The 25,726-nt window shown below is 69.6% G+C and carries 27 protein-coding genes; 9 read left to right on the forward strand and 18 right to left on the reverse strand.

The features are described from left to right. Positions 1–11: 11 nt before the first annotated feature. Positions 12–476, forward strand: a complete 465-nt coding sequence (locus tag B2742_RS05650; RefSeq protein ID WP_292063921.1) for an OsmC family protein — start codon at positions 12–14, stop codon at positions 474–476. On the opposite strand, the gene B2742_RS05655 is transcribed toward B2742_RS05650, so the two are convergent. The 4 genes from B2742_RS05655 to B2742_RS05670 form a co-directional block, all read right to left on the reverse strand. Continuing rightward, complete coding sequence (locus B2742_RS05655) at positions 473–1,228, reverse strand: dienelactone hydrolase family protein (protein WP_292063922.1); 756 nt, start codon at positions 1,226–1,228, stop codon at positions 473–475. The genes B2742_RS05650 and B2742_RS05655 overlap by 4 nt on opposite strands. Positions 1,229–1,437: 209 nt before the next feature. Beyond that, complete coding sequence (gene purH, locus B2742_RS05660; RefSeq protein WP_292063923.1) at positions 1,438–3,042, reverse strand: bifunctional phosphoribosylaminoimidazolecarboxamide formyltransferase/IMP cyclohydrolase; 1,605 nt, start codon at positions 3,040–3,042, stop codon at positions 1,438–1,440. Between the two features lie 151 nt (positions 3,043–3,193). Further along, on the reverse strand, positions 3,194–4,243 hold the full coding sequence (locus B2742_RS05665) for an alpha/beta fold hydrolase (protein ID WP_292063924.1): 1,050 nt from the start codon (positions 4,241–4,243) through the stop codon (positions 3,194–3,196). Positions 4,244–4,378: 135 nt separating this feature from the next. Beyond that, the gene (locus B2742_RS05670; RefSeq protein WP_292063925.1) at positions 4,379–4,909 is read right to left on the reverse strand and encodes a prolyl-tRNA synthetase associated domain-containing protein; all 531 of its coding nucleotides are present in this window, start codon (positions 4,907–4,909) and stop codon (positions 4,379–4,381) included. Positions 4,910–4,962: 53 nt separating this feature from the next. On the opposite strand from B2742_RS05670, the gene B2742_RS05675 reads away from it, so the two are divergent. Then, a complete protein-coding gene (locus B2742_RS05675) occupies positions 4,963–5,703 on the forward strand; it encodes a DUF6065 family protein (protein WP_292063926.1) in 741 nt (246 codons plus the stop codon). A 77-nt stretch (positions 5,704–5,780) separates the two neighbouring features. On the opposite strand, the gene B2742_RS05680 is transcribed toward B2742_RS05675, so the two are convergent. The 6 genes from B2742_RS05680 to htpX form a co-directional block, all read right to left on the reverse strand. Further along, positions 5,781–6,332: a CC0125/CC1285 family lipoprotein gene (locus B2742_RS05680; RefSeq protein ID WP_292063927.1), complete on the reverse strand. Its 552-nt coding sequence runs from the start codon at positions 6,330–6,332 to the stop codon at positions 5,781–5,783. Between the two features lie 82 nt (positions 6,333–6,414). Beyond that, on the reverse strand, positions 6,415–7,047 hold the full coding sequence (locus tag B2742_RS05685; RefSeq protein ID WP_292063928.1) for a LysE family translocator: 633 nt from the start codon (positions 7,045–7,047) through the stop codon (positions 6,415–6,417). Positions 7,048–7,113: 66 nt separating this feature from the next. Beyond that, the gene (locus B2742_RS05690) at positions 7,114–7,695 is read right to left on the reverse strand and encodes a hypothetical protein (RefSeq protein ID WP_292063929.1); all 582 of its coding nucleotides are present in this window, start codon (positions 7,693–7,695) and stop codon (positions 7,114–7,116) included. A gap of 111 nt (positions 7,696–7,806) precedes the next feature. Next, positions 7,807–8,295 (reverse strand): translation initiation factor IF-2, encoded by a 489-nt coding sequence (locus B2742_RS05695; protein ID WP_292063930.1) that lies wholly within the window; start codon positions 8,293–8,295, stop codon positions 7,807–7,809. Positions 8,296–8,386: 91 nt separating this feature from the next. Next, a complete protein-coding gene (locus tag B2742_RS05700; RefSeq protein ID WP_292063932.1) occupies positions 8,387–9,619 on the reverse strand; it encodes an argininosuccinate synthase in 1,233 nt (410 codons plus the stop codon). A 97-nt stretch (positions 9,620–9,716) separates the two neighbouring features. After that, positions 9,717–10,673: a zinc metalloprotease HtpX gene (gene htpX, locus B2742_RS05705; protein WP_292063934.1), complete on the reverse strand. Its 957-nt coding sequence runs from the start codon at positions 10,671–10,673 to the stop codon at positions 9,717–9,719. Between the two features lie 86 nt (positions 10,674–10,759). On the opposite strand from htpX, the gene B2742_RS05710 reads away from it, so the two are divergent. From B2742_RS05710 to B2742_RS05720, 3 genes are all read left to right on the forward strand, one after another. Next, positions 10,760–10,996: a DUF1674 domain-containing protein gene (locus B2742_RS05710; RefSeq protein ID WP_292063936.1), complete on the forward strand. Its 237-nt coding sequence runs from the start codon at positions 10,760–10,762 to the stop codon at positions 10,994–10,996. A gap of 58 nt (positions 10,997–11,054) precedes the next feature. Continuing rightward, positions 11,055–11,534 (forward strand): hypothetical protein, encoded by a 480-nt coding sequence (locus B2742_RS05715; protein WP_292063938.1) that lies wholly within the window; start codon positions 11,055–11,057, stop codon positions 11,532–11,534. A 136-nt stretch (positions 11,535–11,670) separates the two neighbouring features. Further along, the gene (locus B2742_RS05720; RefSeq protein WP_292063939.1) at positions 11,671–12,576 is read left to right on the forward strand and encodes a hypothetical protein; all 906 of its coding nucleotides are present in this window, start codon (positions 11,671–11,673) and stop codon (positions 12,574–12,576) included. Here the strand turns inward: B2742_RS05720 and B2742_RS05725 are convergent. Continuing rightward, entirely contained in the window at positions 12,573–13,109 is a 537-nt protein-coding gene (locus tag B2742_RS05725) for a hypothetical protein (protein ID WP_292063941.1), read from the reverse strand. The two genes, B2742_RS05720 and B2742_RS05725, sit on opposite strands and share 4 nt — an antisense overlap. A gap of 25 nt (positions 13,110–13,134) precedes the next feature. Beyond that, entirely contained in the window at positions 13,135–13,854 is a 720-nt protein-coding gene (pyrF, locus tag B2742_RS05730) for an orotidine-5'-phosphate decarboxylase (protein WP_292064012.1), read from the reverse strand. A gap of 104 nt (positions 13,855–13,958) precedes the next feature. On the opposite strand from pyrF, the gene B2742_RS05735 reads away from it, so the two are divergent. After that, the gene (locus B2742_RS05735; RefSeq protein WP_292063942.1) at positions 13,959–14,657 is read left to right on the forward strand and encodes a MarC family protein; all 699 of its coding nucleotides are present in this window, start codon (positions 13,959–13,961) and stop codon (positions 14,655–14,657) included. Positions 14,658–14,659: 2 nt separating this feature from the next. Continuing rightward, on the forward strand, positions 14,660–15,004 hold the full coding sequence (locus B2742_RS05740; RefSeq protein ID WP_292063944.1) for a hypothetical protein: 345 nt from the start codon (positions 14,660–14,662) through the stop codon (positions 15,002–15,004). On the opposite strand, the gene B2742_RS05745 is transcribed toward B2742_RS05740, so the two are convergent. After that, positions 15,001–15,783 (reverse strand): SDR family NAD(P)-dependent oxidoreductase, encoded by a 783-nt coding sequence (locus tag B2742_RS05745; RefSeq protein ID WP_292063945.1) that lies wholly within the window; start codon positions 15,781–15,783, stop codon positions 15,001–15,003. The genes B2742_RS05740 and B2742_RS05745 overlap by 4 nt on opposite strands. Before the next feature lie 31 nt (positions 15,784–15,814). Further along, positions 15,815–16,285: an Rrf2 family transcriptional regulator gene (locus B2742_RS05750; RefSeq protein ID WP_292063948.1), complete on the reverse strand. Its 471-nt coding sequence runs from the start codon at positions 16,283–16,285 to the stop codon at positions 15,815–15,817. Between the two features lie 173 nt (positions 16,286–16,458). On the opposite strand from B2742_RS05750, the gene B2742_RS05755 reads away from it, so the two are divergent. After that, positions 16,459–18,441 carry a potassium transporter Kup gene (locus tag B2742_RS05755; RefSeq protein ID WP_292063949.1) on the forward strand — a complete coding sequence of 661 codons (1,983 nt, stop codon included), beginning with the start codon at positions 16,459–16,461 and terminating at the stop codon, positions 18,439–18,441. Next, positions 18,438–19,841 (forward strand): RsmB/NOP family class I SAM-dependent RNA methyltransferase, encoded by a 1,404-nt coding sequence (locus tag B2742_RS05760; protein ID WP_292063951.1) that lies wholly within the window; start codon positions 18,438–18,440, stop codon positions 19,839–19,841. Before B2742_RS05755 ends, B2742_RS05760 begins: the two co-directional genes overlap by 4 nt. Here B2742_RS05760 and B2742_RS05765 read toward each other — a convergent pair. Genes B2742_RS05765 through glnD form a run of 4 tightly spaced genes read right to left on the reverse strand, consistent with a single transcriptional unit; the run spans position 19,838 to position 25,701 of the window. Beyond that, positions 19,838–20,296, reverse strand: coding sequence for a hypothetical protein (locus tag B2742_RS05765; RefSeq protein WP_292063953.1), 459 nt, complete (start codon positions 20,294–20,296; stop codon positions 19,838–19,840). The two genes, B2742_RS05760 and B2742_RS05765, sit on opposite strands and share 4 nt — an antisense overlap. Further along, entirely contained in the window at positions 20,296–21,345 is a 1,050-nt protein-coding gene (trpS, locus tag B2742_RS05770; RefSeq protein WP_292063954.1) for a tryptophan--tRNA ligase, read from the reverse strand. Before trpS ends, B2742_RS05765 begins: the two co-directional genes overlap by 1 nt. Beyond that, complete coding sequence (gene murJ / locus B2742_RS05775; RefSeq protein ID WP_292063956.1) at positions 21,345–22,940, reverse strand: murein biosynthesis integral membrane protein MurJ; 1,596 nt, start codon at positions 22,938–22,940, stop codon at positions 21,345–21,347. The genes trpS and murJ overlap by 1 nt, the downstream gene beginning before the upstream one ends. Before the next feature lie 31 nt (positions 22,941–22,971). After that, complete coding sequence (gene glnD / locus B2742_RS05780; protein ID WP_292063957.1) at positions 22,972–25,701, reverse strand: [protein-PII] uridylyltransferase; 2,730 nt, start codon at positions 25,699–25,701, stop codon at positions 22,972–22,974. Between the last annotated feature and the right edge of the window lie 25 nt (positions 25,702–25,726).

The following is a 25,726-nucleotide window of genomic DNA, read 5'->3' on the forward strand; positions in this document are numbered from 1 at the left end:
GGAGGACAGTCATGAGCGAACACCTCGCCACCATCGAATGGAGCCGCGGCGACCAGCCGTTCCTGGACAAGCGCTATGCCCGCGCCCACGACTGGCGCTTTGACGGCGGGGCGGAGGTCCGCGGGTCCTCGGCGCCGTCCGACCTCGTGCCGGCGCCGCTGTCGGATCCGGCCGCGGTCGATCCGGAGGAGGCGCTGGTGGCGGCCCTGTCGAGCTGCCACATGCTGTTTTTCCTCGCCTTCGCGGCCAAGGGCGGCTTCACGGTCGATCGCTATCGCGATGAGGCGGTCGGCGTATTGGGGCGGGACGAGCGGGGCAAGACCTCGATCACCTCCGTGGCGCTGAGGCCCGCCGTCGCATTCTCCGGCGAGAACCGACCGGACGCCGCCACCATCGACGCCCTGCATCACCGCGCCCACGAGGCGTGCTACATCGCCAATTCGATCCGGGCGGATGTGACGATCGAGGCGCGCTAACCCGCCGGGGCCACGGCGACGTCGTTCAGCAGGGCCACGAAACGCCGCTCGGCCTCGACCGCCAGTTCCGGATGGTAGCGCATCGGCGGCGCGGTCATCGGCTCATCGAAACTGTGGGTGCCGTCGGCGATCCAGGTCTCCACATCGGCCCCGCAATTGCGGACCATGTCGTGAACCCGCTCGGCGTTGCGCACCGTGGTCAGGTGGTCGGTGCGCGAGATCACCGCCACGGTCTTCGGGCAATGCCGCCAGGGCCGCATCCGGTTGAAGGCGCCGATGCCGACATAGGGGTAGGCCAGCCAGGTCCCGATCACCCCGTCCAGCGGGACGGCGCCGGGGTCGGCGACGCCCAGCTGGCCCGCGGCCCGATCCGAGCTCATCGCCTCCATGATGCCCCAGCCGCCGTGGCTCCAGCCGGCCAGCACGATCTTCGAGGCATCGACGTCGGGCCTTTGCGACACGCCATGCAAGGCAGCCAGCACGTCTCCCGCCCTCTGCGAGCCGTGCAGCAGGACGCCGGTGCAGACCATGGCCATGGCGAACTGGCGGCTCCAGCCGCGCGGTCCGTAGGAATCGACGATGAAGGCGCGCCAACCGGCCGCCTTCGCCGCCGCGGCATATTTCGGCAGATGGCCGCGCAGGCCGCCGCAGCCGTGGAACAGGATCACCGCCGGGCGCGGGCGGTCATCGTCGGGGCCGGCGACGGTGATGTGCGGCGCCAGAAGGGTCCAGCGGGCGGCAAGGGTGTCCATCAGGCAAGCCTAGCGGTTCAGACGGCGGGGTGAAATGTCGCGGCGCGGGGTGACGATTTTAGCCCGTCCAGACCGCCGCTCAGCGACCATTTTGGCCAGCCTGATCAGAGACAAGCGCGACAATCCGATGGGATATGCAGGACAACTCTGGCCGAAATAGCCGGGAGAACAGAGACATTGCGTCGAGACAACAGGGACACCGACGACAATCAGTGCCGGAAAACCCGCACGCCCGTAAAGGCCATGGCCACCCCGGCCTCGTCCGCCGCCGCGATCACCGCGTCGTCGCGGATCGAGCCGCCCGGCTGGATCACCGCCGTGGCGCCGGCGGCGACCGCTTCCAGCAGGCCGTCGGGGAAGGGGAAGAAGGCTTCGGAGGCGCAGGCGGACCCCTGGGCCAGCGAATGGGCCAGACCCTTGGCCTCGCCGGCCTCCCTCGCCCGGATGGCGGCGATGCGGGCGCTGTCGCGGCGGTTCATCTGGCCGGCGCCGATGCCGGCGGTCTGTCCGTCCCTGGCGTAGACGATGGCGTTCGATTTCACGTGCTTGGCCACGGTGAAGGCGAACAGCATGTCCTCGATCTCCTGCGGCGTCGGCTGGCGGCGGGTGACGATCTTGAGGTCGGAGGCGGCGATGCGGCTGCGGTCGCGCGACTGGACCAGGAAGCCGCCGGCCACCGAGCGGAACACTTCGCCGGCCGCCAGCGGATCGGGCAGGCCGTCGGTCAGCAGCAGGCGCAGGTTCTTCTTGGCGGCGAAGACGGCCTGCGCCTCCTCGTCGGCGCCGGGGGCGATGACGACCTCGGTGAAGATGTCGGTGATCAGCCGGGCGTCGGCGCCGGTCAGGGTCCGGTTGACGGCGATGACGCCGCCGAAGGCCGAGACGGCGTCGCACTCCAGCGCCCGGGCGTAGGCGGTCGCCAGATCGGTCCCGACGGCGACGCCGCAGGGGTTGGCGTGTTTGACGATGACGCAGGCGGGGCCGTCGAACTCGGCGACCAGCTCATAGGCGGCGTCGGCGTCGGCGATGTTGTTGTAGCCCAGCTCCTTGCCCTGCAGCTGGCGGGCATGGGCGACGCCGGGGCGCGTGTCGCCGGTGCGGTAGAAGGCGCCCGTCTGGTGCGGGTTTTCGCCATAGCGCAGGGTCTGGGCCAGCGAACCGGCGATCGACTTGCGCGCCGGGGCGGCGTCGCCCACCTGACCGGCGAACCAGCCGGCGACGGCGGCGTCATAGGCGGCGGTGCGGGCGAAGGCGCGGGCGGCGAGCCGCTTGCGCAGGGCCAGGGTGGTCGCACCGTCGGCCTTGAGGGCCTCCAGCAGCTCGGCGACCGAGGCCGGATCGACGCAGACGGCGACATAGCCGTGGTTCTTCGAGCCCGAGCGGATCATGGCCGGGCCGCCGATGTCGATGTTCTCGACCACGGCGTCAAAACCGGCGCCCGAGGCGACGGTGGATTCAAACGGATAGAGGTCGACCCAGACGATATCGATCGGGCCGATGTTATGGGTCGCCATGGCCTCGGCATGGTCGGCGGCGTCGCGCACGCCCAGCAGGCCGCCGTGCACCACCGGGTGCAGGGTCTTGACCCGGCCGTCCATCATTTCCGGGAAGCCGGTCAGGTCGGCCACGTCCTTCACCGGCAGGCCGAAGCCGGCGATGGCGGCGCGGGTGCCGCCGGTCGAGACCAGTTCGACGCCGAGGCCGTGCAGGGTGCGGGCGGCGTCCTCCAGCCCGGTCTTGTCGGACAGCGAGATCAGCGCGCGCTTCGGCGCCACGCGGTCCGGCGCGGGAGGAAAGTCGGGAGCGGCGGGCATGGCGGCGTCCGTATGCTGGCGTGGGGGTCGGGGAGACGCGCCGGGCTCTAGCACCGGAAGCGGCGGGATAGAACCGTCGGGGGCGGGTCGAGCCGGGAAAATCGACGACAGCGGACCAAGGTGACCGGATCAGCGGCGGAACGGCACCTGCTCAGCGCGCGTCGGTCGCCATGGCCCCGGGCCGCAACTGCATCAGCGCCGCGTGCTGCGCGTCGATCATGATCGGATTGGGATCATGGCCGGTTCGGGCGAGCGGCACATAGGTCTTTTCCGGCGCCGAGAGGTCTTCGAAATAGGCCCGCGACAGCTCCGGCGGGGTAACGCGATCCGCCTCGCCCTGCAGCAGGTAGACCGGCATGGCGAACGCGGTCCCCAGCTTCCGAAGATCGATCCCGGAGGCGATGCCGTTGTTGGCCGGTCCCACGAACTGGAAAAACGAATAGTCCTCGCCCGCCTCATAATCGGCGGCATAGGCCGGAGTGTCGTAGCCCGGGCCAAAGGTGAACCAGCCTTCGGGAGCCGGTTCGCTCACCAGGGCCTCATATTTGCGCGTGATGCGACGCAGGATTCCAAAGGCACGGGGATTGGTCCAGGGCGGGCGGCCGAGGGCCTCAAGGCGGGCCAGGGCCTCGTTGTCACCGGCTGCCGCGGCCAGGGACGTCGTGCGGTCGTAGCTGATCCTCAGGCTGTCCTGATAGTTCACCATCTGCCCGGTGCCGACATAGGCATGGAACAGGTCGGGGGCCGCCATCGCCATGTGTGTCGCGAGGACCGATCCCCAGGACCCGCCCATCAGGATCACCTTGCGCTTGCCAAACCGTTCAAGGGCATAACGCGCCACCTCGACGCCATCCGCCGACAGGCCTTCCATGGTCAGGGCTTCGTCCTCGGCCGGCGGGCTGGCTCCATAGGTCTTGCCCGAACCGCGCTGGTCCCATTGAACGATGGTGAAATCCGTCTCCCAGCCACCGAACACATTGCGGGCGAAAGGCGTGTTGGGGTTGCCCGGCCCGCCATGCACGATGAGCAGCACGGGGTTGCTGCAGTCCGCCCCGTCGACGACCACCCACTGCTCTATGCCGCCGATGGTGACCAGGCCGGCCTCGTGCACCGCCTGGCCCGGAGTGTGGCACCGCTGGTCCGGTTCAGCCGCACTGGCCGCGTCGACGGCGGCGCTCCACAGCAGGAGAACCGCCGCCATCAAACCTAGAATCTTCATGCTGGTGCCGGGTGTTCCCGTCTACCTCGGGATCGGGGCGACAACACCCTTTTAGGAACCGATGTATGCCGAGGCAATCAGCGAGATCTTGTCGCGGGTCCGGCAAGGCCGCGGGCGTCAGATGGTTAGTTGGCCGAAATCCACCACCACCGGCTCCCGCCCGATCAACCCCAGAAAGCGTCGGAAGTCCGCCTGCGCCAACCCGGTCGTCGCCGTATTGGTCAGGGGATGGAAATTGACGATGTCAGCGTCCCACAGCGCCTTGTCGATTACGAAAGTCACACGCTGCTCGGGGTCGTTGATCAGGCCGAGTCCCGTGACCGAGCCGCCGCGCACGCCCAGCGTCTCGTACAGCAGCGCTTCATTGCCGAACGACAGCCGGTCCGAACCGATCGCTTTCGGCGCCCGTTTCAGGTCCACCACCGTGTCCTGCCGCGCCGAGACCAGCCACAGCCGGCCTTTCTTGTCCTTGAGGAACAGGTTCTTGGTGTGGGCGCCGGGCAGGGCGGCCTTGAGCTCCAGCCCCTCCTCGACCCGGAAGACGGCGGGGTGGTCGTGCGTCGTCTGGTCGATGCCGTTGTCGGCCATCCACCCCAGAAGACGGTCGCGGTCGAAGGCGGGTTCAGGCGTCGGCTTGTCTTCGGTCATGGGGGCCCGCTAGGGATGCAGAGACGTCCCTCGATACCGCCCGGAGGCCCGCCTTGGAACTGGAATGCTATCCGATGACGGCGACCCCGCCCGACCTCGTGCCGGGACGGCAGTCGCGCAACTGGATGGACGCTTTCGCCAGCCGCCACCCCTATCGCTGCCTGCCGCTGAATATGGCCAACACCACGGGCTGGGAGATCCTGTGCCCGCTGACCTTCACCGCCGAATGGAACGGCGGGCCCAGCCAGGCCGACATCGTCATCACCCCCGAGCGGCACAACGCCAATCTGACCCATGTCGTGACCTCGCATTTCTCGCGCGGGGTCCTGACCATGCATCCGCAGTATCTGTTCCGCACACCGCCGGGCTGGGGCCTGCTGGCGGGCGGCTCGCCCAATCACATGAAGGACGGCATCCAGCCGCTGGTCGGGTTGATCGAGACCGACTGGCTGCCCTTCCCCTTCACCATGAACTGGCTCTTTACCCGTCCCGGCCGGGTCAAGTTCGAGAAGGGCGAGCCCTTCTGCTTCATCACACCGATCGAGCACCGCAAGGTCGAGACCATGCAGCCGGTGATCCGCACCCTGGAATCCAATCCGGTCATGCACGGCCAGTTCGAGGCCTGGAACCGGGCGCGGACCGACTTCAACAAACGGCTGGCCTCGGGCGATCCCGATGCGGCCAAGGAGGCGTGGCAGCGCTATTATTTCAAGGGCGAGGTGCCCGAGGACCTGGGCGTGGCGCCGGAGACGCATGTGAACAAGCGGCGGCTGAAGAGCCCGAGGATCGGATAGGCAGGTCCTAGGTTCTAGGGGCGAGGGAAGAGGAGATGTCGATCCGACGCCCCTGGCCCCTGGAACCTAATCCCTAGTTACATCGCCCGCGTCACGCGCGGCCCGAGATTCTGGATCACCTCGCGGGCGTCGAAGGCGTTGGGATCATCGGCCGGCTTGGCGCCGCGGCCCATGACCACCTCGGCCGAGGCTTCGTAGCGATCGATCTCGCGGACGTCGAAGTCGCGGCGGCCCCAGAAGGGATCCCCCCACGGGCTCCAGTATCCGCGCCGATAGTAGCGCCACGACGGACCCCAGAACGGGCTGTAGCGATCGTCGAAGAGGCTCGGCGTCCTCTGCAGGCGAACATCGCGGTCGGTGGCGCGATTGACCGTGGCGAACCAGTCGTAGCCGTTCTCGGCCGTGATCTCGGCGGCGCGCAACAGCAGGGCCATCTCGACCTGGTCGCGCGAGGTGACGGAGTTGCCCGAGAAGCTGACGCGGTAGCGATCCGCATCCACCCGCTGTTCGGCATAGCCGTAACGGCTGTCGACACCGGCGGGGCCATAGGGGGTGGCCGTGGCGCAGGCGGACAGGGCGAGGGCCGCCGTCGCCGCCAGAAGCGCAGGCTTGAGGAAACGAAGTCGCATGGGAACTCTCCTTGACCCGACAGTGCGCGCCCTGTCGGCTGAACGGGACATGAACGGGCGGGTTCCCGACTCCGGCAACCCTCTATAAACGCGAGACAATAAGTACGGACGCCGCCAGCAGAAGGACGCCGGTCATGATGGCGAAACCCTTGCGGAAGCGGGGCTCCCTCATGCGCCGGGCGAGGGCCGCGCCGCCCAGACCGTAGGCGGACATCGAAAGCACGTCCATGCCGATGGTGGCCGCGGCGAACAGGGCCAGCTGCGGCGCCGCCGGCCGGGTCACGTCCATGAACGGCGGCAGGACGGCGGTGAAGAACAGCACCGCCTTGGGGTTGGCGATCTGGACCATGAAGCCGTCCACGAGGGCGCTGCGGCCCATCCGGACGGTCGGTGCATCGGGGTCGGCCGCGGTCCGGAAGGCGCCGCGCAGGGCGTTGATCCCCAGCCAGGCCACATACAGGGCGCCGCCGATCGAGATCAGGCGGAACACCTCGGGGAAGGCGATCACAAGGGCGCCGAGACCCAGGGCCGCGGCCCCGAACCAGACCAGGGTCGCGGCGTTCATCCCGACCACCCCGGCCATGGCCCCGGCCTTGCCGCGCTGGACGCCATTGGCGACCGAAAAGACGTTGGCCGGCCCCGGCGTGATCGCCATGACCGCCATGACGCCGAGGAAGGTCAGGTACAGGTGCGGATCGACGGGAAGGCTGGCCATGGCCGTCCTGTCGGGCGGGCGACGGCGGCGGTCAAGCCTGAGGCGCGCTCAGGCGACGACAACCGGTCAGTCTTCGTCGGGCGTTTCGACCGTGTTGGCGGCCGCGACGGCTTCCGCCGCGGTTTCGTTGGCCTCCTGGACGGCGGCCTCGACCTCGCCCTCGATCTCGTCCAGCGAATCCATGGCCTCGCCGACGGCGTATTCGGCCATCAGTCCGTAGGTGGCCATATGCTCCGGGTCGTTGGACGCCCAGGCGCCGTTGGCGGCGATGCCCCGGGCGGCGTTCAGGGCGCCGGAGGCTTCAACGCCGGCCAGGGCCTCGGCGACGAGGGCGTCGACGTCGATCCCGGCCAGGGCCTCGCTGGCGATGGCCGCCGCATGCTCGGAGACGACGGCGGTGAAGGCGGTCACGTCGGGCTGATACTCGGTCCAGAGGGCGGCGATGCGAACCTCGCGCTGCGCCTCGGTCAGGCTCTGGTCCTCGGCGATGACCTCGGCGCGTTCGCCGAAGGCTTCCATCCGGGCCTCGAAGGCTTCGGCGGCGGCCTCGATCGCGGCCTCGGACGGGCCGGGAGGCGTCTGGGCCGCGGCCGCGGTCGCCAGCGGCAGAATCGCGAGGGCGGCGGCGAGCGATAGGGCCTTGATCATCGTGGAGCTCCCTGGAAGGTCGCCGCCAAGGTCCGCCGAACAGCGTCCGCTCTCAAGTGAAATCGCGGTAAGGCGCCGATCGCTCGCCATTCACCCTTGCAAATCAAACTCTTATTGAGACGGTTCGACGGCTTCGGCGGCGGCCTCGGCTGCCGCGGCCTCAAGCACCCGGGCCTTGATGGTGGCCGGCACGGCGCTGATCTGGCCGCGGATCACCGGACCCATCTGGGTCATCTGCGCCTGGGCTTCCGGAGGCATCGAGGGGATCTGGGCGGCGAGGAAGGCGTCCAGTTCTTCGGCGAAGGCGTCCGCCTGGGGCTGATAGCGGGCGACGATGGCGTCGAGGTCCGCCTCCGCCTTCGCCCGGTCGCCGTCGGCGTTGGAGACGGCGGTGTCCATTTCCTCGAACATGGCCTCCATGACGGCTCCGAAGGCCTCGCCCTTGGCCTCGAACGCCGCCTCCGCTTCCGCGATGGCGGCTTCGGCTTCGGCGCTGAGCTCCGCCGGCGCGGCCGGCGGGGGGGTGGGAGCCTCCTGGGCCGCGGCGGGCAGGGCGAGGGCCAGAAGGGCGGCGGCGGCGAGGGCGGTGCGAGCAGACATGTCGGGGTCCTGATGCGAGCGCGGGAGCCCATGCTCCCATGGCCAAGGTGGCGCCGATCCGGTTCCGGCGCGAGCGGATTTGTGGGGCGGCTCAGCCCCGGTCGCGCGCGTCCCGCTTGCCCAGCACGCGCAGGCGCAGGGCGTTCAGCTTGATGAAGCCGGCGGCGTCCTTCTGGTCATAGGCCACGGCCCCGTCCTCGAAGGTGACCAGCTCCTGGTCGTACAGGCTCTCGGGGCTCTCGCGGCCGATGACGGTGGCGTTGCCCTTGTAGAGCTTGATCCGGACCGTGCCCGAGACCTTCAGCTGGCTGTGGTCGATGGCCGCCTGCAGCATCTCGCGCTCGGGCGAGAACCAGAAGCCGTTGTAGACCAGATGGGCGTATTTGACCGCCAGCTCGTCCTTCAGATGCATGGCCCCGCCGTCGAGGGTGATCGACTCGATGCCGCGGTGGGCGGCCAGCAGGATGGTCCCGCCGGGGGTCTCATAGACGCCGCGCGACTTCATGCCGACGAAGCGGTTCTCGACCAGGTCGAGACGGCCGATGCCGTTGTCGTGGCCGTACTGGTTCAGGGCGGTCAGCAGGGTGGCCGGCGACATCGCCTCGCCGTTGATCGAGACGGGGTCGCCCTTCTCGAAGCCGAGGGTGATGACGGTGGCGACGTCCGGCGCGTCTTCCGGCGACAGGGTGCGCTGGTGGACGAATTCGGGGGCCTCGACCGAGGGGTCCTCCAGCACCTTGCCCTCGCTGGACGAGTGCAGAAGGTTGGCGTCGACGCTGAACGGGGCCTCGCCGCGCTTGTCCTTGGCGATCGGGATCTGATGCTTCTCGGCGAAGTCGAGCAGGTGTTCGCGCGACTTGAACTCCCATTCGCGCCACGGCGCGATGACGCGGATGTCGGGCTCCAGCGCATAGTAGCCGAGCTCGAAGCGGACCTGGTCGTTGCCCTTGCCGGTGGCGCCGTGACAGACGGCGTCCGCGCCGACCATGCGGGCGATCTCGATCTGGCGCTTGGCGATCAGCGGCCGCGCGATCGAGGTGCCGAGCAGATACTGGCCCTCGTACAGGGCGTTGGCCCGGAACATCGGGAAGACGTAGTCGCGCACGAATTCCTCGCGCAGGTCGTCGATGAAGATGTTCTCGGGCTTGATGCCCATCTTCAGCGCCTTCTCGCGCGCCGGCGCCAGTTCCTCGCCCTGGCCCAGATCGGCGGTGAAGGTCACGACCTCCGCGCCGTATTCGGTCTGCAGCCATTTCAGGATGATCGAGGTGTCGAGGCCGCCGGAATAGGCGAGGACGACTTTCCTGGGCGCGGACTGGGTCATGGGGAATCCTTCGTGGAACGCGGGGAGGCGTTCGGCGGCGTTGCGCGCGCTTAAAGGACCAGACGCCCGGCGATGCAAGGGCGGGAATGGGGCAGGATCAGCCCCAGGGACCGCGCGGCTGCGTCGGCGTGGTCGGGACGCTGGTGCCTGCCGGTCCCGACGCACCCTCGGCGAAGGCGGCCCGGCGCGGGGCCAGCCCCATCTTCGTCCCCAGCGCCATCAGCGCCTTGACCCGATTGCCCGTCGCCGGATGGGTCGAGAACAGGTTGTCGGCCCCACGTCCGGCCAGCGGGTTGATGATGAACAACTGGCCCGAAGCCGGATTGCGCTCGGCGGTCGTGTTGACGATCTGGCGGGCGTGGCCCTCGATCTTCTGCAGGGCGGCGGCGAGGGCGTGCGGATCGTCGGCGATCTCGGCCCCGACGCGGTCGGCCTCGTACTCGCGCGACCGGCTGATGGCCATCTGAACAAGGCCCGCGGCCATGGGCGCAAGGATCATCAGGGCCAGGGTCCCGATGATGCCGCCGGGCCGCTCGCGGTCGTCGCCGCCGCCGAAGAACAGGGCGAAATTGGCCAGGGCGGCGATGGCCCCGGCGACGGTCGCGGTCACCGTCATGGTCAGGGTGTCGCGGTTCTTCACATGGGCCAGCTCATGCGCCATCACCCCGCGGATTTCGTCGCGGGTCAGCATGTCCAGCAGGCCGGTGGTGGCGCAGACGGCGGCGTTGGCCGGGTTGCGGCCGGTGGCGAAGGCGTTGGGCTGGTCGTTGGGGATGATGGCGATGACCGGCCGGGGCAGGCCGGCGTCGCGGGCCATCTGCACGACATCGGCGACATAGGTGCGGACCACGGCGTTGGGATGCTGTTCGTCGACCGGCTGGGCCCGGTACATCTTCAACACGATCTTGTCGGCGTTCCAGTAGCTGAACAGGTTCATGCCGCCGGCGAGGACCAGGGCGATCAGCATGCCGGTCGGCCCGCCGATCAGATAACCGAGACCGACGAACAGGGCCGTCAGGGCCGCCAGCAGGGTGAAGGTCTTGAGGTGGTTCATGGTCCGGAAAATCGATCGAGGCTGGCGCCGGGCGGGCTGACACCTCATGTGTGCGGATCAACGCCCAGGCTCAAGGCGAGGCCGCTGTGACCGATCATCCCACCCCCGAAGACGCCGCGCCGCCCGCGCTCAACGCGGACGTGCCCCACGCCGCCTCCGACCGGCCCCTGACAGAGGCCGCGCGGCGGGCCTTGCTCGAGGCGGCCGAACGCCGCGCGGCGGCGGGCGAGACCGGCCTGCCGCCCGAGCACGGCGGCCCCAACGGCCCCGAGCCAACCCGCTATGGCGACTGGGAGAAGAAGGGTCTGGCGGTCGATTTCTGACGCAGCCGAACAAAGGCGGCCGAACGGCGTTAACCGTCTCGTTCAGGAGACGCTTCCGATGATCCGCATCCTCGCCGCCGCCGCGGCCCTCGCCGCCCTGTCGCTCGCCGGCGCCGCCTCGGCGCAGACGTACGGCCAGCCCGTCTATCTCGACAGCTACGGGCGCCCGGTCGGCGGCTCGCCGTTGTCGGAGGTCGAGACCCGGTCCTATGTCGAAACCGGGCGCTGGGCCGGCGGCTATTCGGACCAACCCCATGTCTATGTGCCCGGCCCCGGATACGGCCAGGCCTATGGCGCGGCCCATGCCTACGGTCGCCATGATTCCGGCCGCTACAGCCATGGCTATGGCTCTCGCTCCGGTCACGGTTACGACCGTGGCTACGGTCGGTACGGTCGCCCGTCGCAGGGCGGCTATCGCGACGAGTGGGGCTATAACGACGACCGCCCGCCGTCAGCGCGGGGGTGGTCGGAAGACCGGCGTTCCTACCGCGATGATCGCGATTGCGGCTGCGGCGACGTCTATCTCTACGACCGCTAAGCCGACGGTTTTCCGGCAACACGGTTAAATTGGACGCCCTGAGGGGAATGCGCGCGGTCGTCTTTCGCGCCCTCGGTGCAAGCCGCTTCCATTTGTTTCCAAAGGCTTAAAACAGCTCCGAATTGGAGTCTGTAACATGCGTATCCTTAACGCTGCGGTCGGCGCCGTCCTTCTGATCCTGGTCGCCAGCCCCGCCTTCGCGGGCGATCCGCGCGGCGGCGGACGGCCCGGCGGCGGCCAGCATGGCGGGGGAGCCTGCGGCAGCGGTTGCGGCGGCGGCGGCGGCCATCCGACCCCTCCGCCACCGCCCCCTTCCCACGGCTGTGGCGGCGGCGGCTGCGGCGGCGGTTACGGCGGCAACATCAATGTGAACGTCAACGCCAACGCCAATGCGAACGCATACGCGGGCGCTTCGGCCACCTCGCATTTCAACGCCCGCGCCTATGATGTCGGCGGCATCCGCGGGCGCGGTTATGGCGGCGGCACGGTCTATGTCGGCGGCGGCTATGGCGGGGACGGCGGCGGCTACTACGGCGGCGGCGCGGTCTACAACGAAGAGATCTACACAGGCCGCACCTGCGCCAGCGCCCCGTTCGGCTATGTCGTCGGCGGCTTCGGCCGCGAGGGCCGGCGTCCTCCCGCCTGCGTCGGCGGCGGCGCGACGTGCCGCGGCGACGACCGCGGCGGCCGCTACGGCTACAGCGAGCGTCGCGGCTGCGACGGCGGCCGGCGCGAGGACGCGTACGAGGGCTATGCGCAGTCCGGCGGATCCTACGAGAGCTATGAATCCTACGAGGAATACGAAGGGTATTCCGGCGGCTATCGCGAGGAGGAGTACGGCTACGAGGACCGCGGCGGCTCCTATAACCGGGACTGCGGCTGCCGCCGCGACGACCACGCCGGCGCCCCCTATCCGCCGCCCTATCTGCCCGAGCCCCCGCGCCACTACGAGCCCTCGCCGCGCCCGCACCATCCGGAGCGGCCCCGTTCGTCCCGTCCGCCGCGCCAGCACTATAGCCAGGAGCCGGGGGAGCGCGGCTAATAGCTAGGCGGCGAAAGCAGCGCCCGCTCCGAGACAAGATCATACTCGTACGAGCGTCGTTGATCGGGCGTGGCGAACGAGTTGGTACGGAAGATGATTTTCACGACGCCAATGCTTGGCTCGTAGTGAAACACAGTGCCGTTGCTCTGTGGCTCGATCCGAACAACCCAAGGGCCGCTCTCGTCGCAGCCCCCGGAAAGCAGCGTGAAATTGGTGCCCTGGGTATACCACCGGGATGCGCACTTCCGGACCGGAACGTTGAGCCCTGCGTGGTCGTTCATACTGACACAGTAGTACTCAGGGGTCGTGCAGTCAGAGAATGACCCTGCCCGACCGTCAGGCCGTAGCGTCTGGTTAGGCAGCGGCCCCCTAAAAGATGTGTAATAGATGCCGGACTCGAAATCATAAAGTATCTCGTATCCATCGTAGTTTCGGTAAACCGCATATCTGGCCCCGACCTTGTAGTCATCTTGAGGGCCAACACCCGCGCCGCCAGCAAGGAGACCTGAAACAAGCAGGGCAAAGAAGTTCAACTCAACCTCCCAAGGGCACTGCCCTTCAGTCTACCATGAACCCTGCCATGGCCTCTACCATGGCCGCCGCCGCCGCCGCCGGATCGTCGGCCCCGACCACCGGCCGGGCCACGACCAGATGGGTGGCGCCGGCTTCCAGCGCGGCGCGCGGGGTGGCGATGCGCTGCTGGTCGCCCTTGTCAGCGCCCTCGGGGCGGACGCCGGGGGTGACGATCAGGAAGTCGGGTCGTCCGGCCTCAACGGCGATTTCGCGCACCCGCGCCGCCTCGAGCGGGCTTGAGACCACGCCGTCGACGCCGCAGTCCAGCGCCTGGCGCACGCGCCGCTCGACCAGATCGCCGGTGGAGAAGCCGTAGCCGATGTCGGTCAGGTCGACGTCCGACAGGCTGGTCATGACGGTGACCGCCAGCAGCTTCGTCCCGGCCCCCGCCGCGTCACGCCCCCGGACCGCGCCGCGCATCACCTGTGGCTCGGCGTGGACGGTCAGCAGGTCGCAGCCGCCCTCGGCCACGGCGCGGGCGGCGCCTTCGACCTGGGCCCCGATGTCGTGCAGCTTCCAGTCCTGAAAAACCACCATTCCGGCGGCGCGCAGCTCATGGGCGAAGGTCACGCCGCCGGGCCGGGCCAGCAGGGTCAGGCCGATCTTGTAGGCGCTGACCGTCGCGCCGAGCCGATCGACCATGGCCCGGGCGGCGTCCAGCGAGGGCAGGTCGAGACCGACGATCAGGCGCGGGTCGGACTGCACGGAGGTCATGGCGTCTCTCCCTGGATGCGGCTAAGGGCTGGACGCGCGGGCGCGCCTCAGCCTTGATGGCCGCCGGACGATGAATTGCGGGGCGAGGTCAGCACATGGACGCGGTCGATCTGGGCGTCAACCTGTTCGTGGCCCTGTTCGCGCTGATGGACCCGATCGGCAATCTGCCGATCTTCGCCGCCGCCACGGCGGGGGCCTCGCTGCGCCAGCGCATCTCCGTCTCGGCCCTGATCTGCCTCTTCGCCGTGGTCTTCCTGGCCTTCTTCCTGTTCACCGGCCTGGGCCTGCTGCAGTTCTTCGGCATCTCGATGGCCGCCTTCCGTATCGCCGGCGGCATCCTGCTGCTGCTGCTCGGGCTCGACATGGTGCGCGAGGACTTCCTCAAGATGTTCGCCGACGCCGACGCCTCGAGCGACGCCCTCGACGTGCGCGGCTACGCCCGGCGGCGCTTCAAGCGGCTGATCGTGCCCTTCGCCATCCCGCTGGTGATCGGCCCCGGGGCGATCTCGACCGTCATCATCGTCGCCGGCGAAGGCGAGCAGATCGGCCCGGGCGGGACCATGGCCGCCCTCGCGGCCATCGGCGCCGTCGGCTTCGTCAGCTTCGTCTGCTTCGCCCTGACCGGCCCGCTCAGCCGCTTGCTCGGCGACGTCGGCATGGCGGTCATCGTCCGGGTGCTGGGCCTGATCCTGTGCGCCCTGGCCATCCAGTTCATGCTTTCGGGCCTGTCCGAGGCCATCCCCGGCATGTTCAGCTCGATCGCCACGACGCCGTATCCGGACGGTGGGCACTGAGCATGCGGAACATCCTCGTCGTCGATGGCGCGCTGAACGCTACTTTCAGTGTGTTTCAGGCGACCGAGGCCGAGTTCGATAAAATCTTTCCGGCCCCGGGACAGGACATAGCCTTCATTGAGGAGGTGATCGCGGCCCTTGGGGAGCTCCTCACGGCTAAAATGATCGCCCCAATATGGGAACGACCGATCTTGAGGCGGGACGTCAACGGGCTGCATGGCCTTCTGATCTATGAGGGCATGGAGCGGATGCCGTTCTATCCGGCGAGTCGGCGGGAGACGGACTGGGACGACGCAGCCTTGAGTCCGGCCCAGCGCGCCTTGTTCGCGCTAAATCGGAACAGCTAAATCCGCTTCAGCCGCTTCGCATGCCCGCCGACCATCCGCAGCGCGACGCGGTCCGGCAGATGTTTGGCCAGCCCCGCCAGCAGATTGTTCATCGCGCCCGGCGTGACCTTCGGCCGGTTGGCCTCGCAGGCTTCGTAGCCCACCCGCGCCACATGGTCGGCCGTCTGCCACATCCAGGCCGGATAGGCCGATGACACCTCCGCCCGCGTGCCGTTGACGTCGTGGAACTCGGTCAATGTGTAGCCGGGGCACAGGGCGGTGACGTGGACGCCGGTCCCGCGCAGCTCCAGATGCAGGCCCTGCGACGCCTTGATCAGGAAGCTCTTGATCGGCCCGTACAGGGTGTCGCCGCCGGTGGCGGGCATCTGGCCGGCGAGGGAGGCGACATTGAGGATGCGGCCGAAGCCGCGCTCGACCATGTCCGGGACGAACAGACGGGCCAGTTCGACCGGCGCGGCCAGCATGACCTGGATCATCGCCTTGTGCGCGGCCGGGTCGGTGTGGAGAAAGCCGTCGGTGCGGCTGAAGCCGGCGTTGTTGATCAGGCCGTCCACCATCAGACCGCGCGCCGAGACCGCATTGAACAGTCGGCGGGGGGCGGCGGGGTCGGCGAGGTCCTCGGTCAGGACGGTGGACGTCGCGCCCGTGAGGGCCAGTTCATCGGCCAAGGCCCGCAGGGGCGCCTCCCGCCGCGCCGTCAGGATCAGGTCCCAGCCCTTTTCCGCATAGACCCGGGCCAGGGCCGCGCCGATCCCGGCCGAGGCGCCGGTGATCAGCATCACAGGCCGCGGCCGCGACGGCAGGCTCATCTCAGGCGGCGACCGGGCAGGAGGCGTGGGGCGCGAAGGCCGCCAGCGAGGCGGGCTCGTGGTCCAGCAGGTCGGCGATGGTGATCTTCGACAGGGCCGCGCCCGCGGCCTGGTCGGCGGCGGTCAGGGCCTTGGCCACCTGACGGGGGATGTGTTCGCTGACCGGACAGCCCTTGGCCCCGGCGGGCGGCGAGCCGAGATGGGCGCAGCCGTTGACGGCGCGCAGCACGGTCTCCAGCGAAATATCCTTCGGTTCATGCAACAGCCAGGCCCCGCCCGAGGCGCCGGGCCGGGTGGCGATCAGCCCGGCCCTGGCCAGCATCGCCGTCACCCGCCGCACGACGACGGGATTGGTCGGGATCGAGGCGGCCAGAATCGCGCTCGGCACGGCCTGGGCCGGCGAGATCGCGCCCTTGTGGGCCAGATAGGCCAGGGCGTGGGCGGCGACGGGAAAGCGTTGGCTGTCGGACATGGTGTGTGATCAAGATAGGACGCCCGGCGGCCTTTCACAAACAGCCGCATGGGCGGGGCGGAGATCCGGCAACCTTCGCACATGCAGCACGATTGAACGATCCTGCGAAAGGGCCTAAAGGCTCGCCGCTCTTTTGATGGGAACCGCGGCGTGCGGGGTCCCGGAGGAACTTCATGGCCGGGGCCCCTCCCCAAGGTGAAGACGGCCCGAGCGCCGCACCCCCCCAGACGCCACAGGACAAATCCGTCTCCCCGGCCCACCCGCACCCCGCGGCGGCCGGCGAGGGCGGTCACGTCAAGGCGGGCAAATGGGGCCTGATCATCGGCGCCATCGGCGTGGTGTTCGGCGACATCGGCACCAGCCCGCTCTACGCCATGCGCGAGGCGCTGCACCACTCGAAGAGCGGCGGGACCGCCGAACTGGCCGTGCTGGGCGTCGTCTCGCTGGTGTTCTGGGCCCTGATCCTGGTCGTGACGCTGAAATACGTCGTCTTCCTGATGAAGGCCGACAACAAGGGCGAGGGCGGCACCCTGGCCCTGATGGCCCTGGCCCAGCGCGCCATGGGCCGGCGCTCCGGCCTGGTCTTCCTGCTCGGCGTCTGCGGCGCGGCCCTGTTCTACGGCGACGGGGTCATCACCCCGGCCATTTCAGTGGTCTCGGCCGTCGAGGGCCTGCGCGACGCGCCCGGCATGGGCGACGCCCTCGTGCCGTTCGTCCTGCCGATCGCCGCCGGCATCCTCATCGCCCTGTTCATGATCCAGTCGCGCGGCACGGCCAGCGTGGCCCGGTTCTTCGGCCCCCTGACGGCGGTCTGGTTCCTGATCCTCGCCGGTCTGGGGCTCTGGCACATCTTCGACGACGTCTCGATCCTGCGCGCCCTGTCGCCGCACTACGGCGTCCTGTTCCTGCTGGACAACGGCTTCATCGGCTTCGTCATCCTCGGCAGCGTCTTCCTCGCCGTCACCGGGGCCGAGGCCCTCTATGCGGACATGGGCCATTTCGGCAAGGCGCCGATCCGCCAGGGCTGGCTGGTCTTCGTCCTGCCCTGCCTGACGCTGAACTATCTGGGCCAGGGCGCCCTGGTACTGGCCAACCCGCTCGCCGCCGAGAACCCGTTCTGGATGATGGTCCCCGAGGCCGCCTACTGGCCGGTCCTGATCATGGCCACCATGGCCACCGTCATCGCCAGCCAGGCGGTGATCACCGGCGCCTTCTCGGTCACCCAGCAGGCAGTGCAACTGGGCCTGCTGCCGCGCATCAAGATCATGCAGACCAGCGAGAGCCAGGCGGGGCAGATCTATGTGCCGGCCGTCAATCTGTTGCTCATGGTCGGCGTCCTGGCCCTGCTCGTCACCTTCCAGACCTCGACCGCCCTCGCCGCCGCCTATGGCATCGCCGTGACCGGCTCGATGTTCGTCGACACCCTGCTGGCCTGGTTCATCGTCCGGCGGCTGTGGAAATGGAGCCTGCCGCTCAGCCTGGCGGCCATCGTTCCCTTCATCGCCATCGACCTGGTCTTCCTGACCTCGAACCTGCTGAAAATCCCGCAAGGCGCGTGGTTCCCGCTGGTGCTGGGCGGCCTCCTGGTCCTGCTGATGTGGACCTGGGTGCGCGGGACGCAGCTGCTGACCACCAAGACCCGCAAGGACAGCCTGCCGCTGGCCGATCTGATCGAGATGCTGCGGGCCCGCCCGCCGCACCGGGCGCCGGGCACGGCCATCTTCCTGACCTCCGACGCCGACATCGCCCCTGTGGCCCTGATGCACAATCTCAAGCACAACAAGGTGCTGCACGAGAAGAACGTGATCCTGACCGTGCGCACCACGGACCGGCCGCGCGTCTCGGAAGCCGACCGGATCGTGCTCGAGCCGATCAGCGACGACTTCAAGAAGCTGACCATCAGCTACGGCTTCATGGAACAGCCCAATGTGCCCAAGGCGCTGGGCCTGTGCCGCAAGCAGGGGCTGAAGTTCGACATCATGTCGACCAGCTTCTTCCTCGGTCGGCGCTCGGTCATTCCCTCGGCCAACAAGGGCATGCCGTTGTGGCAGGATCGTCTGTATATCTTCCTGATGCGAAACGCCGCCAACCCGACCGACTTCTTCCACATCCCCCCGGGGCGGGTGGTTGAGCTGGGCACCCAGGTGTCAGTGTGAGCCGTGAACCCGCCGGCGGCCGCAGCTCGGCCGCGCGGGGCCGCCGGATCGCGGACAAGGCGCGTGCCGGGACCCGTCCGCCGAAGCCCCGGGTTCAGGTCGCGGACCCTCGTGACGACGGCCCCGACATCGGCGTCGAGGCCCGTCTGGCCGCCGGCGTCCTGCTGAACGCGGCGCTGGAAGGCCGCGGCGGGCTGGATACGGCCCTGTCGTTCCGCGAGGTCGCCGACCTGCCGGGTCCCGACCGCGCCTTCGCCCGCGCCGTGGCCATGGCCGCGCTGCGCCGCCTCGGCGAGATCGACCAGATCCTCGACCGCAAGCTGCAGAAGGCCCCGCCGCTGGCGGTGCGCACCATCCTGCGCGTGGCCCTGGCCCAGACGCTGGTGCTGGAAACCCCGGCCTTCGCGGCCGTGTCGACGGCGGTGAAACTGGCCGAGCGCGAGACCAAGACGCGGCCCTACAAGAATCTGGTCAACGCCGTGCTGCGCGGCATTGAGCGCGAAGGGCCGGGTCTGACGACGGCGGAGTCCAACCTGCCCGAATGGCTGGCCGCCCGCTGGCGCGCGACCTATGGCGAGGCGACCCTGACGGGTCTGGCGCTCGCCGCCCGCGAGGAGCCGGCGACGGACCTCAGCCTGAAGCCGGACGTCGACGCCGCCGCCGTGGCCGAGGCGCTGGACGGCGAAGTGATGGCGGGAAATACCGTCCGCACCGGCCGTCGCGGCGACCTGGCCGGCTGGCCCGGCTTCGATGACGGGATCTGGTGGGTCCAGGACGCCGCCGCCGCCGTGCCTGTCCGTCTGCTGGCGCCGAAGGCCGGCGAATCCATCGTTGATTTCTGCGCCGCCCCCGGCGGCAAGACGCTGCAGATCGCCGCCTCGGGCGCCTCGGTCGTGGCGCTGGACCGGTCTGCCCCGCGGCTCCGGCGACTGACGGAGAATCTGGCCCGCACCGGCCTGTCCGCCGAGGTCGTGGCCGTGCCCGCCGAGGACTGGGACGATCCCCGGAGCTTCGACGCCGTCCTGCTGGACGCGCCCTGCACCGCCACCGGCACCTTCCGCCGCAATCCCGAAGTCCTGCGCGCCACCAAGCCCGCCGACGTCGCCAAACTGGCCGATGTGCAGCACCGGCTGCTCGACGCCGCCGCCGAACGGGTCAAGCCGGGCGGCCGGCTGGTCTATTGCGTCTGTTCGCTCGAACGCGAGGAGGGCGAGACCCAGATCATCGCCTTCCTGCGCCGCAACCCGGCCTTCCGGACGGCCGTCGCCGATCCCGCCGCCGTCGGCGCGCCGTCGGAGGCGCTGACGCCGGAGGGCTGGCTGCGCATCCTGCCGTCGATGTGGGCGGAAAAGGGCGGGCTGGACGGCTTCTTCATCGCCCGGCTGGACCGGATCGCCTAACGCGTCGGCGAAGGAGGCGACGGCGGGGCGGGTGAAGCCGGCATGGCCTGGATGGTGACCGCGCCGGCCTGTTCGAAGGTGATGGTGACCGAGGTCAGCACCGGAGCGGGCACGCCGGAGGCGAGATCGGTCAGCTTGGCCAGCACCCCCGTCCGGCCGGGACGGATCGTCAGATCGCCGTCCGGCGCGCGTTCACCGCGACCGTTGACGACCGGATAGACGCCGACGTCGCCGACCGTCCCGGAGGGCGTGGTCACGGACAGAATCCTGTCCGTTCCGGCGCCGGCGTTGTCGACCAGGACCGTCACCTGGCCGCCGAGGCCGCCGTTCGCGCTCCAGGCCATCATGCCGCCTTGCGATACGGTCAGGTCTCCGCTCCGGGCGGACGTCGGTGTTTCGGTCGCTGCATCCTGCGCAAGAGGCGCGGCGACGAGTGCCCAGATCAGTTCCAGCATCACGCCCTCCAGAAGCCCACGATCTTCTTCACCTCATCCACCACCGGATCGGCGATGGCGGCGGCGCGTTCGGCGCCGTCCTTGAGCACCCGGTCGATCTCGGCGGTGTCGTCCATCAGCCGGCGCATCTCCGCCGTCACCGGGGCCAAGGAGGCGACGGCGAGGTCGGCCAGCGCCGGCTTGAAGGCGCCGAAACCCTGTCCCGCGAACTGGGCCAGAACGGCCTCGCGGCTGATGTCGGCCAGCGCGGCATAGATGGTGACCAGGTTCTTCGCCTCGGCGCGACCCTCGAGGCCTTCCAGCGTCTCGGGCAGGGCGTCGGGATCGGTGCGGGCCTTGCGGATCTTGGCGACGATGGTGTCGGCGTCGTCGGTCAGATTGATGCGCGACTGGTCCGACGGATCGGACTTGCTCATCTTGGCCGCGCCGTCGCGCAGGCTCATCACCCGGGGCGCCGGCCCCTGGGTCAGGGGTTCGGGCAGGGGGAAGAAGCCGGGCGCGTTGAAGTCATTGTTGAATTTGGCGGCGATGTCGCGGGTCAGTTCGAGGTGCTGCTTCTGGTCCTCGCCGGTCGGCACCTCGGTGGCCTTGTAGAGCAGGATGTCGGCGGCCTGCAGCACCGGATAGGTGTAGAGGCCGACCGAGGAGCGCTCCTTGTGCTTGCCCGACTTCTCCTTGAACTGGGTCATCCGGTCGAGCCAGCCGAGGCGGGCGACGCAGTTGAGGATCCAGGCCAGTTCGGAGTGGGCCCGCACCGCCGACTGGGGCCAGATGATCGAGCGCGCCGGATCGAGGCCCGAGGCCAGATAGGCGGCGGCGATCTCGCGCGTCTGGGCGGTCAGCAGGGCCGGGTCCTGCCAGACGGTGATGGCGTGCAGGTCGGCCACGAACAGGAAACAGGGCGCGCCCGTGTCCTGCAGCTGGGTGAACCGCTTCAGGGCGCCGAGGTAGTTGCCCAGATGCAGGGCGCCCGAGGCCTGGATGCCCGACAGGACACGGCGGGGGCCCTGGTAGGCGAGGGGAGCGGCGGGGGAGGCGTCGTCGGTCATCAATCCAGTCCGGTCGGCGCGACTGCGCCCGGTTCACGCTTCAGCGTCGCCTTGAGTTCGGCCACGCTGACGGCGCGGAAAAGCACGATGCAGACGCCATAGACAAGGGCGCCGGCGCCGCAGACGACGAGGACCGCGATTTCCTTGGCCAGCAGGACACGGCTCAGGGTCTCGTACCCGAGGCCCGCGACCACCAGCAGACCGGCCATCACGGCGCTGGCGGCCAGCACGCGGAACAGGCGGGACAGGAAGGCCGGCGACGGCCGCCAGACATGCTCACGCATCAGCGTCCCGGCCAGCAGGGCGACATTGATCCAGGCCGAAAGGCTGGTGGCGATGGCCAGGCCGAGCACGCCGTCCACACCGAGGCGCGACAGCCAGAAGAACAGGGCCGAGCCGACGATGACGGTGACGATCACGGCGGCGACGGCGTAGATCATCGGCCGCCGGGTGTCCTCGCGGGCGAAGAAGGGCGGGGTCAGGACCTTGGCCAGAACAAAGGCGGGCACGCCCCAGGCGAACTGGCGCAGCACGTCCGCGGTGCGGGCGGCGTCCTCGCTGGTGAAGGCGCCGCGCGTCACCGTCGCGTCGATCACGAAGAAGGGAATGACGAACAGGGCCACGGCGGCCGGCAGGGTGAAGGCCATGGCCAGGGTGATGCCGTCGTCGAGCGTCTTTCGCCCGCCCTCGTGATCACCGGTGACGAAGGCCCGGGTCAGGCGCGGCACCAGGGCCAAGCCGATGGCGACGCCGATCAGACCGAGCGGCAGCTGGTACAGGCGGTCGGCGTTGTACAGCACCGACCGGGCGCCCTCGTCGGACCCGGCCAGCATCTGGCTGACCACCGAATTGACCTGCATCGCCCCGCCCGCCATGGCGCCGGGCACGGCGAGCGCCAGGGCCCGTTTCACATTGGGCGTCAGGCGCGGCCAGGACAGGCGGATGGTGATCCCCAGCCGCTGCACGCCCCACCACAGCAGGCCGGCCTGGATGAAGCCGGACAGGGTCACGGCGGCGGTGACCCACAGCAGGACGTCCGGCTGGCTGGCGGGGATGACATAGGCCGCCAGCAGCGGCGCGAGGGTGCACAGGTTCAGGAACACCGGCACGCCTGCCGACAGGGCGAACCGGCCCCCGGTGTTGAGCACGCCGGACAGGAGGGAGGCGACGGTCATACAGGCGAGATAGGGCATGGCCAGCTGGGTCGCGGTCACCGCCACCGACATGATCCCGGCCTGATCGCGATAGGCCGACAGCAGCCACGGCATGATCCACGGCATCAGCACCTGCAGCAGGATGCAGAAGCCCGCGACGACGGCGAGCATGAAGGACATCGCTTCGGACGCCGTGACCGCCGCGGCCTCTTCCCCCTCACGCGCCCTGACCCCGCCATAGACGGGCACGAAGGCCTGGGCGAAGGCGCCCTCGGCGAACAGGCGGCGGAACATGTTGGGCAGCATCAACGCCGTGGTGAAGGCGTCCATCATCGGCCCCTGGCCGAAGCGGGCGGCCAGGGCCATGTCGCGGGCGAAGCCGAGGATGCGGCTTCCCAGCGTCAGGGTCGCTTGCACCAGGGTGTTGCGGGCCAGGCTCATGCAGTGCTCGGAAAAGGCGTTCGATCAGCGCTTAGCGTGGTTCAGGCGCGCGCGATACGGGCTCCTGCGCGGCGCGGCGGCGGCCGATCTCGGAGACGTCGCGCAGGCTGGCCCGGACCGGGGCGGAGACGCGATGGCCGGCGCGTTCGGTGAAGTCGAGCACCGTCTCCAGATCGGCGCGCAAGGCCTCGAGCTTCGGGCCCGGCTTCGGCTTACGGCCAGTCGCGTCCGTGACATAGAAGCTGTCGACCGCCCGCTCGCCGAAGCCGGCGATATGGGCCGAGCGGATCGACAGCCCGTGGATGGCGAAGGCCCGCGCCAGATCGGCCAGCAGGCCGGGACGGTCGGCCCCCGACACCTCGACGACGGCGGCGGTCGGACTTTCATCGAGATCGACCATGGCGGTGGGCCGGACGTCGAAGGCGGCGCGGCGCGGATTGGGCGGCGACGGCGGCGCGGGGACGACGGGTACGCCGCCGCGCGCCGCGGCTTCCAGCGCCCGGATCAGGCGGGTCAGGCGGCGCGGTTCGGCCTGACCGTAGGGCGCCCCGCCGCCGTCCTGGATCTCGAACACGTCCAGCGCCGTGCCGTCGCCGGCGGTGGCCACGCGCGCGCCGACCACATCGGCCCCGGCGGCGGCGAGGGCGTCGGCCAGGTCGACGAACAGGCCCGACCGGTCGCGGGCCGCGACGGCGACGCGGGTCGCGGCGCGCTCGTCCTGCTCGCTCTCCTCGACGGTCACAGCCTCGGCGGCGGCCCCCTCGGCGCGGGCGCGGGCGACCAGGTCGGGATAGTCGCCCAGCGGGTCGGCATGGGCGACGTCCTCGCCGCGGAACACCCCTTCGGTGCGCTGGTAGAGGTCGCGGATGAGCCCGCCCTTCCACGCGTTCCAGACGCCCGGCCCGACGGCGCGGATGTCGGCCACGGTCAGGATCAGCAGGGTGCGCAACCGTTCGGGGTCGCCGACCAGTCTGGTGAAGGCGCGCACCGTCGCCGGGTCCGAGACGTCGCGCTTCTGGGCGTAGTCGCTGAGCGCCAGGTGATGGCGCACCAGCCAGACCACGAACTCGGTCCGGCGCGGGTCGAGGCCGAGCCGGTCACAGGCGCGGCGCGCGGCGATGGCCCCGTCCTCCAGCTGGCCCCGGTCGCCGCCCTTGCCGACATCGTGCAGGAGCATGGCCAGCATCAGGGCCTCGAAATCGTCGATGCGGTGGACGATCTCGGTCGAGGAGGGATGGTCGGCTTTCAGCTTGCCGCGCCAGATGTCGTTGATGATGCCGATGGCCTGGAGCGTGTGCTCGTCGACCGTATAGGCATGGTACATGTTGAACTGGGTCTGGCCGACGATCCGTCCCCATTCGGGCAGGAACCGGCCCAGCAGTCCGGTCTCGTTCATCAGTGTCAGGACGCGGTAGGGCCGCTGGCCGTGCGCCAGGATGTCGAGGAAGGCGCGCGTCGCCTCGGGGTCGCGGCGCAGGGACGGGGTCACCAGCGACAGCGACCGGCTGACGGCGGAGAAGGCGTCCGGGTGCAGGTCGAGGTCGTGCTCGTCCGCCGTGCGGAACAGCATCAGCAGCTTTTCGGGCGCGGCGGCGAAGACCTCGGGGCCGGTGACCGAAAGCCGGCCCGCGTCCTTGATGAAGCCCTCGACGCCCAGCCGGCGTTTGCGGCCCGGAATCAGGCGGGACAGGCTCATCGTCGGCTTCTGCTGGCGCGCCTCCAGCTTGGCCGACATGGCGCGGGTCAGGGCGCCCACGTCGCGGGCGACGAGGAAATAGCGGCGCATGAACCGCTCGACCGCCGGCTCGTCGCCGCGCCCGCGCCAGCCCATGCGCTTGGCGACCTCGGGCTGGAAGTCGAAGGTCAGCTTCTCCTCGGCCCGGCCCGCGATCAGGTGCAGATGGGCCCGGGTGCGCCACAGGAAGTCGAAGGCTTCCTCGAAGGTCCGGCGCTCGCGCGCCGTCAGCAGGTCGTCGAGCACCCGCGCGCCGAGCGGGCTTTCCGGCGCCAGCGAGCGGGCGATCCAGAACAGGGTGTTGAGGTCGCGCAGGCCGCCCTTGCCGTCCTTCACATTGGGCTCGACGCGATAGCGGACGGCGCCGGATTTCTGGTGACGCAGATCCCGTTCCTCGAGCTTGGCGGCGATGAAGGGACGCGGATCGGATCGGGTGACCAGGGCGCGGAAGCGGGCGATGAAGTCTTCGGCCAGCGTCTGGTCGCCGGCCAGGGGCCGCGCCTCCAGCAGGGTGGTGCGGATCGTCATGTCGGACTTCGCCAGGGCGAGGCATTCGTCGACCGAGCGCGCCGACTGGCCGACCTTCACCCCCAGGTCCCACAGGACGTAGAGCATGAACTCGATCACCTGTTCGGTCCGCGGAATCGGCTTCCACGGACGCAGGAACAGCAGGTCGAGGTCCGAATGCGGCGCCAGCACGCCCCGGCCGTAGCCGCCGACCGCGATCAGGCTCAGCCGTTCGGCCTCGCTCGGATTGTGGGCGGGGTAGACGACCTCGGTGGTGAAGCGCCACAGGCGGATCAGCAACTCGTCGGCCGCGGCGGAATAGAGGCGCGCCACCTCGACCCCGCCGAGCTTGTGATCCAGCCGCTGCGCCGCGCGCGCCCGGGCGGCGGCCCAGGTCTCGCGAAGGATCGCCGTGGCCGCGGCGCGCGGATCGGCCGCCGTCGCGGCGGCGACCCAGGGATCGCCGTCGGGACCGCGTCCGTCTTGAGGCTCGGCCGGGCGGCGGTTGCGGGGGCTCATCGCCTGCGTATAGACCGCGCCGCGA

Source organism: Brevundimonas sp. UBA7664, from assembly GCF_002483305.1.
In the GTDB taxonomy this organism is placed as follows: domain Bacteria; phylum Pseudomonadota; class Alphaproteobacteria; order Caulobacterales; family Caulobacteraceae; genus Brevundimonas.